This is a genomic window from Pseudomonas helleri (assembly GCF_009600315.1).
Taxonomy (GTDB): Bacteria; Pseudomonadota; Gammaproteobacteria; order Pseudomonadales; family Pseudomonadaceae; genus Aquipseudomonas; species Aquipseudomonas helleri_A.
On the sequence record NZ_WIWC01000028.1, the window covers coordinates 1 to 14,718 of the forward strand.

The following is a 14,718-nucleotide window of genomic DNA, read 5'->3' on the forward strand; positions in this document are numbered from 1 at the left end:
GGTGCAGCAGCGGCTGGCGCTTCAGCTTTGGCAGCAGGTGCTGGCGCAGCCTGGGCCGGTGCCGCAGGCGCCGCAGCGCCCGCCACTTTCAGCTTGAGGATGAAATCGCCAGTGCCGACTTCGTCATCCAGCTTCACCGCAATGCTTTCCACCACACCGGCGGCTGGCGATGGAATTTCCATGCTGGCCTTGTCGGATTCGAGGGTGATCAGCGATTGATCCGCTTCAACGGTGTCGCCCGCCTTGACCAGAATCTCGATGATTTTGGCTTTGCCCGACGAACCGATGTCCGGGACATGAATGTCCTGAACAGTCGAGCTTGCAGGTGCAGCAGCCGGGGCCGCTGCGGCCTCGGCGGCAGGTGCGGCAGCTGGCTTTTCAGCAGCGGCCGCAGGGGCAGCAGCAGGGGCTGCAGCTTCAGGCGCTGCAGCAGCACCTTCGGCTTCCAGCTCCAGCAATTCGTCGCCTTCTTTCAAACGGTCGCCCAGCTTTACTTTCAGGCTTTTGACGATGCCGGCCTTGGGAGCAGGGATTTCCATGCTCGCCTTGTCCGATTCGAGCGTCAGAATGCTCTGATCCGCTTCGACGCGATCGCCAACTTTTACAAACAGTTCGATGACTTCACCGTCACCGCTGCCGATGTCAGGTACTCGAATGAGTTCGCTCACAAATATTCTCCTCAGCAGTCCAGTGGGTTGCGTTTTTCCGGGTTGATACCGAACTTGACGATGGCTTCCGCAACCACCTTAGGTTCGATGTCGCCACGGTCAGCCAGTGCTTCCAGGGCTGCCAACACCACGAAGTGACGGTCTACTTCGAAGAAGTGACGCAGTTTTTTGCGGCTATCGCTGCGGCCGAAACCGTCAGTGCCCAGCACTTTGAATTCCTTGACCGGTACCCACTGGCGAATCTGTTCAGCGAACAGTTTCATGTAGTCGGTAGAGGCGATGACTGGACCTTTACGGCCTGTCAGGCACTCTTCAACGTAGCTCAGCTGAGGCTTCTGGCCAGGGTGCAGGCGGTTGTGACGCTCAACGGCCAGGCCGTCACGGCGCAGTTCGTTGAAGCTGGTCACGCTCCATACGTCAGCGCCGATGTTGAATTGTTCACGCAGGATGATGGCCGCTTCACGTACTTCACGCAGGATGGTGCCGGAGCCCATCAGCTGCACGTGGTGCGCCGCTTCCTTGGTGTCTTCTTCAAGCAGGTACATACCTTTGACGATGCCTTCTTCAACACCGGCCGGCATGGCTGGCTGCTGGTAAGACTCGTTCATCACGGTGATGTAATAGAAGACGTCCTGTTGCTCTTCGGTCATCTTCTTCATGCCGTCCTGAATGATCACCGCCAGCTCATAGCCGTAGGTCGGATCGAAGGTGCGGCAGTTCGGGATGGTGGCGGCCAGGATGTGGCTGTGACCGTCTTCGTGTTGCAGGCCTTCACCGTTGAGCGTTGTACGCCCGGCGGTGCCGCCGATCAGGAAGCCACGGGTACGGCTGTCGCCAGCGGCCCAGGCCAGGTCACCAATACGCTGGAAGCCGAACATCGAGTAGAAGATGTAGAACGGCAGCATCGGCTGGTTGTGGTTGGAGTACGAAGTACCGGCCGCGATGAAGGAGCTCATGGCGCCTGCTTCGTTGATGCCTTCTTCGAGAATCTGACCTTTTTTGTCTTCCTTGTAGAACATCACCTGGTCTTTATCGACTGGCTCGTAGAGCTGGCCAACGGACGAGTAGATGCCCAACTGACGGAACATGCCTTCCATACCGAAGGTACGGGCTTCGTCCGGGATGATCGGAACGATGCGTTGGCCGATGTCCTTGTCCTTCACCAGCTGTGCCAGGATGCGCACAAATGCCATGGTGGTGGAAATTTCGCGGTCGCCTGAACCGTCAAGGATGGCCTTGAGGGTGTCCAGTGGCGGGGTCGGAATGCTCAGGCTCTTGGCGCGACGCTGAGGCACGAAACCGCCCAGTGCTGTACGACGCTCCATCAAGTAGCGCGCTTCAGCGCTGCCTTCTTCTGGTTTGAAGAACGGCAGGTTTTCGATTTCGTCGTCTTTGACCGGAATGTCGAAGCGGTCGCGGAACAGCTTCAGGCTTTCAACATCAACCTTCTTGGTGTTGTGCGCAGTGTTTTTCGCTTCGCCGGCGCCGGTGCCATAACCTTTGATGGTCTTGGCCAGAATGACGGTTGGCTGGTCTTTGTGATTGACCGCTTCGTGGTACGCCGCGTAGACCTTGTACGGGTCGTGGCCGCCACGGTTGAGTTTCCAGATTTCGTCGTCGGACAGGTCCGCAACCATCGCCTTGAGTTCTGGCGTGTTGAAAAAGTGTTCACGCACGAATGCGCCATCTTTGGCCTTGTAGTTCTGGTACTCGCCGTCGATGACTTCGTCCATGCGACGTTGCAGGATGCCGTCGACGTCTTTGGCCAGCAGAGGGTCCCAGAAACGGCCCCAGATGACTTTGGTCACGTTCCACTGAGCACCGCGGAACACACCTTCGAGTTCCTGGATGATCTTGCCGTTGCCGCGAACCGGGCCGTCAAGGCGCTGCAGGTTGCAGTTGATGACGAAGATCAGGTTGTCGAGGTTTTCGCGGCCTGCCAAGGAGATGGCACCCAGGGATTCCGGCTCGTCGCACTCGCCGTCGCCCAGGAAACACCAGACTTTTTGCTTGCCGGCTGGAATGTAACCGCGCGCTTCCAGGTACTTCATGAAGCGAGCCTGGTAGATCGCCTGGATCGGGCCAAGGCCCATCGACACGGTCGGGAACTGCCAGAAATCAGGCATCAGCCAAGGGTGCGGGTAAGACGACAAACCGTGACCGTCGACTTCCTGACGGAAGTTGTTCATCTGGTCTTCGGTGATACGGCCTTCCATGAACGCACGGGCGTAAACGCCTGGAGAGGTGTGGCCCTGGAAGTAGATCAGGTCACCGCCGTGTTCTTCGGTCGGGGCCTGGAAGAAGTAGTTGAAGCCGATGTCATACAAGGTTGCGCTGGAAGCGAAGCTGGAGATGTGACCGCCCAGGTCAGAATCTTTCAGGTTCGTGCGCATAACCATCGCCATCGCGTTCCAACGTACCAGCGAGCGAATGCGGCGTTCCATGAACAGGTCGCCAGGCATGCGTGCTTCGTGGGTAACGGGGATCGTGTTGCGGTATGGCGTGGTGATGGCGTACGGCAGTTGCGAACCGGTGCGGGTAGCGAGCTCACCCATACGGGTCATCAGGTAATGAGCGCGTTCTTCGCCTTCTTTGTCGAGAACCGATTCCAGGGCGTCCAGCCATTCCTGGGTTTCGACGGGATCGAGGTCTTGCATGGCTTGCTCCAGGGCGGAAAGGCTTCCAGAATCGGTTGCCTGAGTTTGCGACTGGCCTTGTGGGCAGACGACATAAATTCTTGGATCGCCGAAAGGTTGTTTTCCGGCGTTGTGTAGTTTTACTACAAATCGTCGGCCATTTCAGCCTTTCGAGTGTGCAGGTCAGTAGTAAAACTACACGAAGTGCTCTGCTGGCGGTCTGTTGCGTTGTGGGAAAAATCGTTAATGTTGGTGAGATATTGACTTGAAAGCCTTTGGCGTAGATTTTTGCTGCCAATAAAAATCAAAATTAAGCTATTTACAACCTTTGTTGGACAGTCGGGTTTAACCGCTGTTTCTTCCTGTCACCGTACCCGGCAACCCTGTCGCCGATCAAGGATAGACCATGAGCCTTCCCTCGCTAGTCCCCATTCCCAGCCTTTTGTCGCCGTTCGCCAGCCGTGCAGAGCACGCATGGCGAACGGCGGTCGCTGACCTTGTGGACGGGCACGGGCTGGATGACTGGTCGTCGCAGCGTTGGTCTGACTTTCATCGGGTCAGTGCGGCCAGTGATTTTTTTAGTGAGCACGTATTACGTGACCCGGCGATGTTTCTGGCGCTGGTGAACAGCGGTGAGCTGGATCGCCGTTTTGCCCCCGGTGAACTGTGCGGGCAGATTGGCGCGGCTGTTGAGCAAGCCGTCACAGATGATGAACTGGGCCGTGAGCTGCGCCGTCAGCGTACCCGCCAGCAAATCCGGATTATCTGGCGTGACCTCACCCGTCAGGCCGATTTGATTGAAACCTGCCGCGATCTTTCCGACATGGCGGATGCTTCTATCGATCAGGCCTACCGTTGGTTGTATCAGCGCCATTGCCAGCAATTCGGTACGCCTATGGGGAACCGCAGTGGCGAGCCGCAGCAGATGGTGATTTTGGGCATGGGCAAACTGGGGGCGGTAGAGCTGAACCTGTCGTCGGACATCGACCTGATTTTTGCTTATCCCGAGGGCGGTGAAACGGTGGGTGCCAAGCGCCCGCTGGATAATCAGGAATTTTTTATCCGCCTGGGTCAGCGTCTGATCAAAGCACTGGACCCGATGACGGTCGACGGTTTTGTCTTTCGCGTGGACATGCGCTTGCGCCCGTATGGCTCATCCGGTGCGTTGGTGTTGAGCTTTAACGCGCTGGAACAGTACTACCAGGACCAAGGGCGTGACTGGGAGCGGTACGCCATGATCAAGGCCCGTGTAGTGGCAGGTGATCAGGTGATGGGCGCGCAGTTGCTCGACTTGCTGCGGCCCTTCGTTTATCGGCGCTACCTCGATTTCTCCGCCATCGAAGCGTTGCGCACCATGAAACAGCTGATTCAGCAGGAAGTACGGCGCAAGGGCATGGCCGATAACATCAAGCTGGGGGCGGGCGGGATTCGTGAAGTCGAGTTTATTGCTCAGGCATTTCAGCTGATTCACGGCGGGCGCGACCTCAGCCTGCAACAGCGCCCGCTGCTTAAAGTGCTGAAAATCCTCGAAGGGCAGGGCTATTTGCCCGCCGCCGTGGTGGACGAGTTACGTGAAGGCTACGAGTTCTTGCGTTACACCGAGCACGCGATACAGGCGATTGCCGACCGGCAAACCCAGATGCTGCCCGACTCCGAGCTGGATCAGGCGCGTATCGCCTTCATGATGGGCTTCGACAGTTGGACCGCCTTCCACGAACAGTTGATGGCATGGCGCGGGCGAATCGACTGGCATTTCCGTCAGGTGATTGCCGACCCGGATGAAGACGAAGACATCGATGAAGGTGAGTTGATCGTCGGAGGAGAGTGGTTGCCATTGTGGGAAGAGGCTCAGGATGATGCCGCCGCGTGTGCCCAGCTGGAAGAAGCCGGATTTGCAGATGCGCCCAAGGCCTTGAAACAACTCGCCAGCCTGCGTGCCAGTCCGCAATTGCGCGCCATGCAGCGCTTGGGTCGCGAGCGTCTGGATGCGTTTATTCCGCGTTTGCTGGCCCAGGCGGTGGAGCACGCCAACCCCGATCTGGTGCTGGAGCGCGTATTACCGCTGGTTGAAAAGGTGGCGCGTCGTTCTGCTTATTTAGTGTTGCTGACCGAAAACCCCGATGCACTGCGCCGTTTGCTGACCCTGTGCGCCGCCAGCCCGTGGATTGCCGAGCAGATTACCCGTTTCCCGCTGCTGCTCGACGAACTGCTCAATGAAGGCCGCCTGTTCAAGCCGCCGCTGGCGCCTGAGCTGGCCGCTGAGTTGCGCGAGCGTTTGACCCGCATTCCCGAAGATGACCTTGAGCAGCAAATGGAAGCGCTGCGCAACTTCAAGCTGGCCCACCGTCTGCGGGTGGCCGCCTCGGAAATCGCCGGCAGCCTGCCCTTAATGAAAGTCAGCGATTACCTGACCTGGCTGGCCGAAGCCATTCTGGAGCAAGTACTGGCACTGGCCTGGCGCCAGACAGTGGCCAAGTACGGCACGCCGCTGCGCAGCGACGGCAGCCTGTGCGACCCCGGCTTTATTATTGTCGGCTACGGCAAGGTCGGCGGGATCGAATTGGGGCATGGCTCGGATCTGGATCTGGTGTTTATTCATGACGGTGATCCCAATGCCGAAACCGATGGTGCCAAGCCCATCGACGGGGCGCAGTTCTTCACGCGTCTGGGTCAGCGAATCATTCATCTACTGACCGCGCAAACCAACTCCGGTCAGTTGTATGAAGTGGACATGCGCTTGCGTCCGTCAGGTGCCTCCGGCTTGTTGGTCAGTTCCCTGGGCGCCTTTGAACGTTATCAGGAGAACGAAGCCTGGACCTGGGAGCATCAGGCGTTGGTGCGGGCGCGTGTATTGGTAGGGTGCAAACAGGTCGGTGCCGCGTTCGAGAAGGTCCGTGCCCATGTATTGGGACGTGAACGCGATCTGCCGACGCTGCGTCAGGAAGTCAGCGAGATGCGCGCCAAAATGCGTGACAACCTGGGCACCCGCATTACGTCTGCCGGCACGGCGCAAAATGCCTTCCAGCCCACGGTGCCCTTCGATCTCAAGCAAGACGCCGGAGGTATCGTCGATATTGAATTTATGGTGCAATACGCGGCCCTGGCGTGGTCCAGGGAGCACCCGGCGTTACTGCGCTACACCGACAACATTCGCATTCTGGAAGGGCTGGAGCAGGCCGGGCTGATGCCCGCTGCTGATGCCAGCCTGTTGCGCGAGGCTTACAAAGCCTTTCGCGCCGTCGCCCACCGGCAAGCCTTGCAGAAGGAGGCCGGGGTGGTCACGGGGGATCAATTTGTGCTCGAACGTCAACACGTCCGGCGCATTTGGTCCGAGCTAGGATTGAGCTAGCTTGCTGGCTCACACACAGAGTTAAAGCTGTAAGAACGTATCCGGCGGGTCCATAAGGCCCGTCCAATTTGCCTGAAGCCGTGTGGCGCAGGTGCTGGATTCTTTGAGGAGCGTAATGATGTCGATGGCTGATCGTGATGGTGTGATCTGGTATGACGGCAAGCTGGTGCCGTGGCGCGATGCGACAACCCACGTGCTGACCCATACCTTGCACTACGGCATGGGCGTGTTTGAAGGTGTGCGCGCTTACGAAACCCCGCAAGGCGCGGCGATTTTCCGTTTGCAGGCGCACACTGACCGCCTGTTCGATTCGGCCCACATCATGGGCATGAAGATCCCGTTCAGCAAAGACGAAATCAACGAAGCGACCCGCCTCGCGGTGCGTGAAAACAACCTCGACAGCGCCTACATTCGCCCGATGGTGTTCTACGGATCCGAAGCCATGGGCCTGCGTGCCACCGGTCTGAAGGTTCACGTGATCATCGCGCCTTGGAGCTGGGGTGCCTATATGGGCGCTGAAGCATTGGAAGTCGGGATCAAGGTGCGTACCAGCTCCTTCACTCGCCACCACGTGAACATCTCCATGACCCGCGCCAAAGCCAACGGCCATTACATCAACTCGATGCTGGCCTTGCAGGAAGCGATTTCCGGGGGTGCCGATGAGGCGCTGCTGCTGGACCCGGAAGGCTTCGTGGCCGAAGGGTCGGGCGAGAACGTGTTTTTGGTCAAGGATGGCGTGATCTATACCCCGGACGTGACAGCCTGCCTCAATGGCATCACCCGTAGCACGATCCTCACACTGGCGACCGAGCACGGGTACAAATTTGTAGAAAAACGTATTACCCGCGACGAGGTGTATATCGCCGACGAGGCGTTCTTTACTGGCACCGCCGCTGAAGTGACGCCGATTCGCGAAGTGGACGGTCGTCAAATTGGTATCGGCCGTCGTGGCCCGATTACCGAAAAACTGCAAAAAGCCTACTTTGATCTAGTGACCGGCAAAACATCGAACCACCCAGAGTGGCGTACACTGGTCAAATAAAGCGATATGGCATCACAGCGGGGAGGCGAATGCCTCCCTTGCTTGTTTATGGAAACTTATGAATATTTTGATCGTTGGGCCCAGCTGGGTCGGTGACATGGTGATGGCGCAGACACTGTTCCAGTGCCTGAAACAGCGTCACCCAGAGTGTGCAATTGATGTGCTGGCCCCCGAGTGGAGCCGGCCCATCCTTGAGCGCATGCCTGAAGTGCGTCAGGCCTTGAGCTTTCCGCTCGGCCACGGCGCGCTGGAACTGGCCACGCGGCGCAAGATCGGCAAGTCCCTCAAGGGCCAGTACGATCAAGCCATCCTGCTGCCTAACTCGCTGAAATCGGCCCTTGTGCCGTTTTTCGCCGGGATACCCAAGCGCACCGGCTGGCGCGGCGAATTCCGCTACGGCCTGCTCAATGACGTGCGCACACTCGATAAAACGCGTTACCCGCTGATGATCGAGCGCTTTATGGCGCTGGCCTATGAGCCGGGTGCAGACCTGCCCCGGCCGTATCCGCGCCCGGCCTTGCAAATTGACCCGCAGAGTCGCACCGCCGCCTTGGCCAAGTTTGGGCTGACACTGGATCGCCCAGTGCTGGCGCTGTGCCCCGGTGCCGAGTTTGGCGAGTCCAAGCGCTGGCCGTCCGAGCACTACGCCAAAGTGGCCGAAGAGAAAATTCGTGAAGGCTGGCAAGTGTGGCTGTTTGGTTCGAAAAACGATCACGCCGTGGGTGAAGACATCCGCGCCCGGCTGATTCCCGGCCTGCGTGAAGAGTCGGTGAACCTGAGCGGTGACACCTCGCTGGCCGAGGCCATTGATCTGCTGTCGTGCGCGGACGCTGTAGTGTCCAACGATTCAGGCTTGATGCACGTGACCGCAGCGCTCAATCGCCCGCTGGTGGCGGTCTATGGTTCGACCTCGCCGGGCTTTACCCCGCCCTTGGCCGACAAAGTCGAGATCGTGCGTCTGGGCCTCGAATGCAGCCCGTGCTTTGAGCGCACCTGCCGTTTCGGCCACTACAACTGTTTGCGCGAGCTGATGCCGCAGCCAGTGATAGAAGCCTTGCAGCGCGTGCAGGCGTCGCCGGTAGAGGTTCAATAGTGCGCGTTCTGTTGGTAAAAACCTCGTCCCTTGGGGACGTGATTCATGCGCTGCCGGCGTTGACCGATGCGGCGCGGGCGATTCCGGGCATTACCTTTGACTGGGTCGTGGAAGAGGGCTTTGCCGAGATTCCGACCTGGCACCCGGCGGTGGGTAAAGTGATTCCGGTGGCCATTCGTCGCTGGCGCAAAAATATCTGGCAAACCCTCAAAAGCGGCGAGTGGAAGCGCTTCAAACAGAACCTGCGCGCCGAAAAATACGATTTGGTGATCGACGCTCAAGGCCTGGTCAAAAGCGCCTGGCTGACCCGTTACGTCAACGCGCCGGTGGCCGGGCTGGATAAAAACTCGGCCCGCGAACCCTTGGCCAGTCGCTTTTATCAGCGCCGTTTGGCCGTGGCTCGTGGGCAGCACGCGGTCGAGCGCTTGCGTCAGTTATTTGCCGTTGCGCTGGGTTACGACCTGCCCAAAGGGCTGGGTGATTACGGCCTCGATGTTGAACGCTTGATTGAATTACCGCGCAAGAAACCCTACGTATTGTTTCTGCACGGCACTACGTGGGACACCAAGCATTGGCCCGAAGTGTATTGGCGTGATTTGGCCGTTCGCATGGGGCACTTGGGGGTAGAAGTACGTTTGCCTTGGGGCAACCCAGTAGAAAAAGCCCGCGCCGAGCGCATCGCCAACGGCCTGCCTAACGCCGTGGTGTTGCCCAAGTTGAACCTGGCAGGCGTGGCCAAGGTGCTGGCCAGCGCCAGCGCGTGTGTGGCGGTCGATACCGGGTTGGGGCATTTGGCGGCGGCACTGGATGTGCCGACCATCTCCCTGTTTGGCCCGACCAATCCCGGTTTGACGGGTGCCTATGGCAAGGCGCAAATCCATTTGGCCAGCGATTTTCCGTGTGCGCCGTGCCTGCAAAAGAAATGCACCTACACGCCGACTGCACAGGATCAGCAGCGGTTTGATCTGAAAAACGAGTGGCCTTTGTGCTTCACCCGTTTGAACCCTGAGCGTGTCGCGAGTCGATTAAGCACGTTGTTACTGGCTGAGGAACTGCGCTGATGCAACTGGCTTTTGTGCTGTACAAATATTTCCCGTTTGGCGGGCTGCAACGCGACTTCATGCGCATCGCGCTGGAATGCCAGCAGCGTGGCCATCAAATCCGTGTGTACACGATGATTTGGGAAGGCGACATTCCGCCCGGTTTTGAAGTGCTGGTGGCGCCGGTCAAGGCGTTCCATAACCACACTCGCAACGAGAAAATGCTCGCCTGGATGCAGGCCGATCTGGCCAAGCGTCCGGTCGATCGCCTGATTGGCTTCAATAAAATGCCGGGGCTGGACGTCTACTACGCCGCCGATGGCTGCTTTGAAGACAAGGCGCAGAACCTGCGTCATTCGTTTTACCGCTTCTTCAAGCGCTACAAGCACTTTGCCGAGTACGAGCGGGCGGTGTTCGACAAGGACGCGAAGACTGAAATCCTGATGATTTCCGAAGTCCAGCAGCCGCTGTTTATCAAGCATTACCACACCCCGCTGGAACGCTTTCACTTGCTGCCGCCGGGGATTGCGCTGGACCGCCGTGCGCCGCCGAATGCGGCCGAGATTCGTGCTGAATTCCGTCGCGAATTCAAGCTGGCGGACGACGATTTACTGTTGGTGCAGATCGGTTCGGGGTTCAAGACCAAGGGTGTCGACCGTAGCCTTAAAGCGCTGGCCGCGTTGCCAGCCGAGCTGAAAAAACGTACGCGTTTATTTGTGATTGGTCAGGACGACCCCAAGGTTTTCCAACTGCAAAGCGCGACGCTGGGGCTGGGCGAGCATGTGCAGTTTCTCAAGGGACGCAGCGATATTCCGCGCTTCCTGTTGGGTGCTGACCTGTTGATTCATCCGGCCTACAACGAAAACACCGGCACCGTGCTGCTTGAAGCGTTGGTGGCAGGCTTGCCGGTCTTGGTCAGCGCGGTGTGTGGCTATGCCCATTACATCGCCGATGCTGACGCGGGGCGTGTACTGGACGAACCGTTCGAGCAGTCGCAACTCAACGATTATTTGACCCACATGTTGTCCGATGATGCTGCGCGCGCAGCCTGGAGCCGTAATGGCCTGGCCTACGCGCAGACGGCCGACCTCTATAGCATGCCGCAGCATGCTGCGGATGTGATTCTGGCGGAGCAACACTGATGAAACTGATACTTGCCGAACCGTTCAAAAGCTTGTGGGCCGGACGCGACGCGTTCACCGAAGTCGAGCGTCTGGAGGGCGAGGTGTACCGCGAACTGGAAGGGCGTCGGACCTTGCGGACCGAAGTCGACGGGCGTGGTTATTTTGTAAAAATCCACCGTGGCATTGGCTGGGGCGAAGTGTTTAAGAACCTGCTGTCGGCCAAGTTGCCCGTGCTGGGGGCCGGTCAGGAGTGGCGGGCCATCCAGCGCCTGACTGAAGTCGGCGTGCCGACCATGACCGCCGTCGCGTATGGCGAAAAAGGCAACAACCCGGCGACTCAGCATTCGTTCATCGTCACTGAAGAGCTGGCACCGACGATCAGCCTGGAAGACTTCACCCTCAACTGGGTCAAGCAACCACCGCAGCCCCAGCTCAAGCGCGCGCTGATCGCCGAAGTGGCACGCATGACCGGCATGATGCACCGCGCCGGTGTGAACCATCGCGACTGTTACATCTGTCATTTCCTGCTGCACACCGATAAGCCGGTGACCGCCAACACGCTGCGCCTGTCCATCATTGACCTGCACCGTGCGCAAATTCACCGGGTGATCAGCAACCGCTGGCGTAACAAGGACTTGGCTGCGTTGTATTTCTCGGCACTGGACATTGGCCTGACGCAGCGCGACAAGCTGCGTTTTCTGCGCGGTTATTTCCAGCAGCCGCTGCGCCAGATCCTGCGTGATGAAGCCAACTTGCTGAAATGGCTGGAAGGCAAGGCGAGCAAACTCTACGCCCGCAAACTGCGTCACGGAGATGCACTGTAATGGCAGGTTGGAACCTTGACCCGGCATACAGCGCGCTGGCGGCGGACTTTGGCAGTCTGGATGCCGTGTTTGCCTTGCAAGGCGAGCACCTGACCCGGGATCCGTTGTCTGAAGTGATTCGTGTCGAGCGTGGCGGGGTCAATTACTACGTCAAACGCTACACCGGCGCAGGCAAAGGCTTGCGCCGCTACGTGGGACGCCCACGGGTGAAGTCGGAGTGGCAGAACCTCAAGCGCTTCGCCAAGTGGGGGATTCCCACGGCTGAAGTGGTGGCGTGGGGCCTTGAGCGCAGCGGCTTTGCCTACGCTCGTGGCGCCATGATCACGCGTGAATTACCCAACACCCGCGACTTGTCAGACTTGGCCGATACTCACGATCCGTTGCTCAAGGATCGCGCATGGGTCGATTGCGTCAGTCGTCAATTAGCACATTGCACCAAGACCATGCATGACCACCGCTTCACTCATAACGACTTGAAGTGGCGCAACTTGCTGATCGACGAGCAGCCAAAGCTGTACCTGATCGACTGCCCGAATGGCGATTTCTGGCGCGGCTTCTGGCTCAAGTACCGCATTACCAAAGACCTGGCGTGTTTGGACAAAGTGGCTAAATACCACCTGTCTTACACTCAGCGTTTACGCTTTTATTTCCAATACACCGGGCGCTCGACGCTCAACGCCGCAGACAAGGAACGGGTCCGCCATATCGTGCGTTTTTTTGAGGGCCGGGAATGACTGATTTTGTCGCAGACGCCGACCGCGCCCTGCTGGAACGCAATGGGCTGGCTGATTTTGATGCGCTGTGGAACCTGCAACTCGATGCGGTGGACGAGCCCAACACCAGTGGCGGCGGCTGGAGCCGTGTTTTTCGTCTGGATTGCGAAGGTCAGGGTTTCTACCTCAAACGTCAGAGCAATTACCTGACGCGCACGTTGCACAGCCCGTTGGGCGAGCCGAGTTTTGCCCGCGAGTTTCGCAATATTCAGCGTTATCAGCAGTTAGGCATCCCAGCACTCGAAGCCGCGTTTTTTGGCGAGCGCAAAGTGCCGGGCGAGCGACGGGCGATTCTGATGACCCGTGCGCTGGATGGCTGGAACGACCTTGATTCATTGCTGGCCCAATGGCCGCAACTGACCGAGCAACAGCAGCAGGCCATTGTGTTGGCCTGCGGCCAACTGGCGCGTCAGCTGCACGCGTTGCGTCAGGTTCACGGGTGTTTCTATCCCAAGCATATTTTCTTGCAGGCTGACGGCGACGCCTACCGCGCGCAATTGATCGATCTGGAGAAAACCCGACCTTTGCTGCTGGGTCAGCGCGATCGTGTCAAAGACCTCGAACCGTTATTGCGCCGCGCCCATGTATGGAGCGAGACCGAGGTGCGCGCCTTGCTGGCCGCCTATCTCGATCAACCCCACGACAGCGCTCTGGTGAGCGCCTGGCTAGAGCGTTTGAACGGTCGTCGCACTCATAAGGAAACTCGCTGATGCGCTTATCCGAACTGCAACACGCCGGGCGTTCGCCCGGCTTGCCGCTGAGCATTGAACTGGCAGACGCTGCCGGGCCTGCGCAGTTGCAAATGCTGACCTTGCTGCGCGTGCTGCCGGGTCAGCGGTATGTGGGTGCGGGCGTGTGGCGCGGGCGTACGGTGCTGGCCAAGTTGATGGTCGGCAGCAAAGCAGCGCGTGAGTTCGTGCGTGAACTGGCGGGTGTGCGACTGCTGGCCGAGCAAGGTCTGACCACCCCCAAATTGCTGGCTGACGGCTTGTTGGACGGCGAGGGCGGCTGGCTGTTGTTCGAGTTTCTGGACGGCGCGCAAAGCCTCGATGAAGCCTGGAAGGCGGTGCAGGATTTGCCGGTGCTGGCGGATGAACAGCAAGCGGTGCTGGGGCAAGCCCTGGCGGCGATTGGCCAGATGCACCTCAAGGGCCTATGGCAGGAAGATTTACATCTGGACAACCTGCTGCGTCACAACGGTCAGTTGTACCTGATCGATGGTGCGGGTATTTGTGCTGAGCAGCCGGGTAAACCGCTGTCTCGTGACAAAGTGCTGGAAAACCTCGGGGTGTTTTTTGCGCAACTGCCTAAATCCCTTGAACCGTTCACTGAAGAGTTGCTGGTGCATTACCTACTGAGCAACGGCGAAAACGCGTTGCCACTTGAAGCCCTGCTTAAACAGGTCGACAAAGTCCGCGCCTGGCGGTTGAACGATTTTCTGAACAAAACCGGACGCGATTGCACCCTGTTCAGTGTGCAGAGCGGGCCGTTCGTCTTGCGTGCTGTGCGTCGCGAGGAAGAGGCCGCAATGCTGCCGGTACTGGCCAATGCCGATACCTTGCTGGGCAACAGTCATCTGTACAAAACCGGCGGTACAGCAACCGTGGGCAAGGTTGAGGTCGCGGGGCGCCCGCTGGTGGTGAAACGCTACAACATCAAAGGTTTTGCCCATTGGCTGAACCGCTGTTGGCGGCCGAGCCGGGCCTGGCATTCGTGGCGTGAAGGCAATCGTCTGGCCTTCCTCGGCATCGCCACGCCCAAACCGCTGGCGCTGCTGGAAACACGCTTTTTATGGCTGCGCTGCAAGGCGTTTCTCGTCACTGAATACCTGCCGGGCCCGGACATCATCGAGCGTTTTGCGCCTTATCAAGAGCGCGGTGATGCCCCTGAGTCCGAGTTGCAAGCGCTGGATCAGTTGTTTGCTGACCTGATTCGCGAACGCATCAGCCATGGCGACCTTAAAGGTCACAACGTGTTTTGGGACAACGGCCGCTGGGCGCTGATAGATCTGGACTCGATGTGCCAGCACTCATCCTTGAGCAGCTTCGCCAAGGCCTACGCCCGCGACCGAGCGCGCTTTATGCGCAACTGGCCGGTGGGCAGTGCCCTGTATCAGGTGATTGATCAGCGCTTGCCCAAAGGGATGTGAGGCACAAGGCATCTTGGGGC

11 protein-coding genes are annotated in these 14,718 nt (G+C 58.8%); 9 read left to right on the plus strand and 2 right to left on the minus strand.

The features are described 5' to 3' along the window. The coding region (locus GHN86_RS16010) for a biotin/lipoyl-containing protein (RefSeq protein WP_323369982.1) at positions 1-668 on the minus strand (668 nt) is incomplete at its 3' end. An 11-nt stretch (positions 669-679) separates the two neighbouring features. Further along, entirely contained in the window at positions 680-3,325 is a 2,646-nt protein-coding gene (gene aceE, locus GHN86_RS16015; RefSeq protein ID WP_153380836.1) for a pyruvate dehydrogenase (acetyl-transferring), homodimeric type, read from the minus strand. 385 nt (positions 3,326-3,710) lie between these two features. On the opposite strand from aceE, the gene glnE reads away from it, so the two are divergent. The 9 genes from glnE to GHN86_RS16060 all read left to right on the plus strand — a co-directional run bounded on the left by glnE (position 3,711) and on the right by GHN86_RS16060 (position 14,698). Beyond that, the gene (gene glnE / locus GHN86_RS16020; RefSeq protein WP_153386920.1) at positions 3,711-6,653 is read left to right on the plus strand and encodes a bifunctional [glutamate--ammonia ligase]-adenylyl-L-tyrosine phosphorylase/[glutamate--ammonia-ligase] adenylyltransferase; all 2,943 of its coding nucleotides are present in this window, start codon (positions 3,711-3,713) and stop codon (positions 6,651-6,653) included. Between the two features lie 118 nt (positions 6,654-6,771). Beyond that, positions 6,772-7,695 (plus strand): branched-chain amino acid transaminase, encoded by a 924-nt coding sequence (locus tag GHN86_RS16025; protein ID WP_122785134.1) that lies wholly within the window; start codon positions 6,772-6,774, stop codon positions 7,693-7,695. Positions 7,696-7,753: 58 nt separating this feature from the next. Then, entirely contained in the window at positions 7,754-8,788 is a 1,035-nt protein-coding gene (gene waaF, locus GHN86_RS16030; RefSeq protein WP_153386922.1) for a lipopolysaccharide heptosyltransferase II, read from the plus strand. Continuing rightward, positions 8,788-9,849: a lipopolysaccharide heptosyltransferase I gene (waaC, locus tag GHN86_RS16035; RefSeq protein ID WP_323369438.1), complete on the plus strand. Its 1,062-nt coding sequence runs from the start codon at positions 8,788-8,790 to the stop codon at positions 9,847-9,849. Before waaF ends, waaC begins: the two co-directional genes overlap by 1 nt. Beyond that, positions 9,849-10,970, plus strand: a complete 1,122-nt coding sequence (locus GHN86_RS16040) for a glycosyltransferase family 4 protein (protein WP_153380830.1) — start codon at positions 9,849-9,851, stop codon at positions 10,968-10,970. Before waaC ends, GHN86_RS16040 begins: the two co-directional genes overlap by 1 nt. Further along, positions 10,970-11,776: a lipopolysaccharide core heptose(I) kinase RfaP gene (gene rfaP, locus GHN86_RS16045; RefSeq protein ID WP_153380827.1), complete on the plus strand. Its 807-nt coding sequence runs from the start codon at positions 10,970-10,972 to the stop codon at positions 11,774-11,776. The genes GHN86_RS16040 and rfaP overlap by 1 nt, the downstream gene beginning before the upstream one ends. Beyond that, positions 11,776-12,510, plus strand: a complete 735-nt coding sequence (locus GHN86_RS16050; protein ID WP_153380825.1) for a lipopolysaccharide kinase InaA family protein — start codon at positions 11,776-11,778, stop codon at positions 12,508-12,510. Before rfaP ends, GHN86_RS16050 begins: the two co-directional genes overlap by 1 nt. Beyond that, positions 12,507-13,259: a lipopolysaccharide kinase InaA family protein gene (locus GHN86_RS16055; RefSeq protein WP_153380823.1), complete on the plus strand. Its 753-nt coding sequence runs from the start codon at positions 12,507-12,509 to the stop codon at positions 13,257-13,259. Before GHN86_RS16050 ends, GHN86_RS16055 begins: the two co-directional genes overlap by 4 nt. Continuing rightward, positions 13,259-14,698: a lipopolysaccharide kinase InaA family protein gene (locus tag GHN86_RS16060; protein ID WP_153380821.1), complete on the plus strand. Its 1,440-nt coding sequence runs from the start codon at positions 13,259-13,261 to the stop codon at positions 14,696-14,698. The genes GHN86_RS16055 and GHN86_RS16060 overlap by 1 nt, the downstream gene beginning before the upstream one ends. The last annotated feature ends 20 nt before the right edge of the window (positions 14,699-14,718 follow it).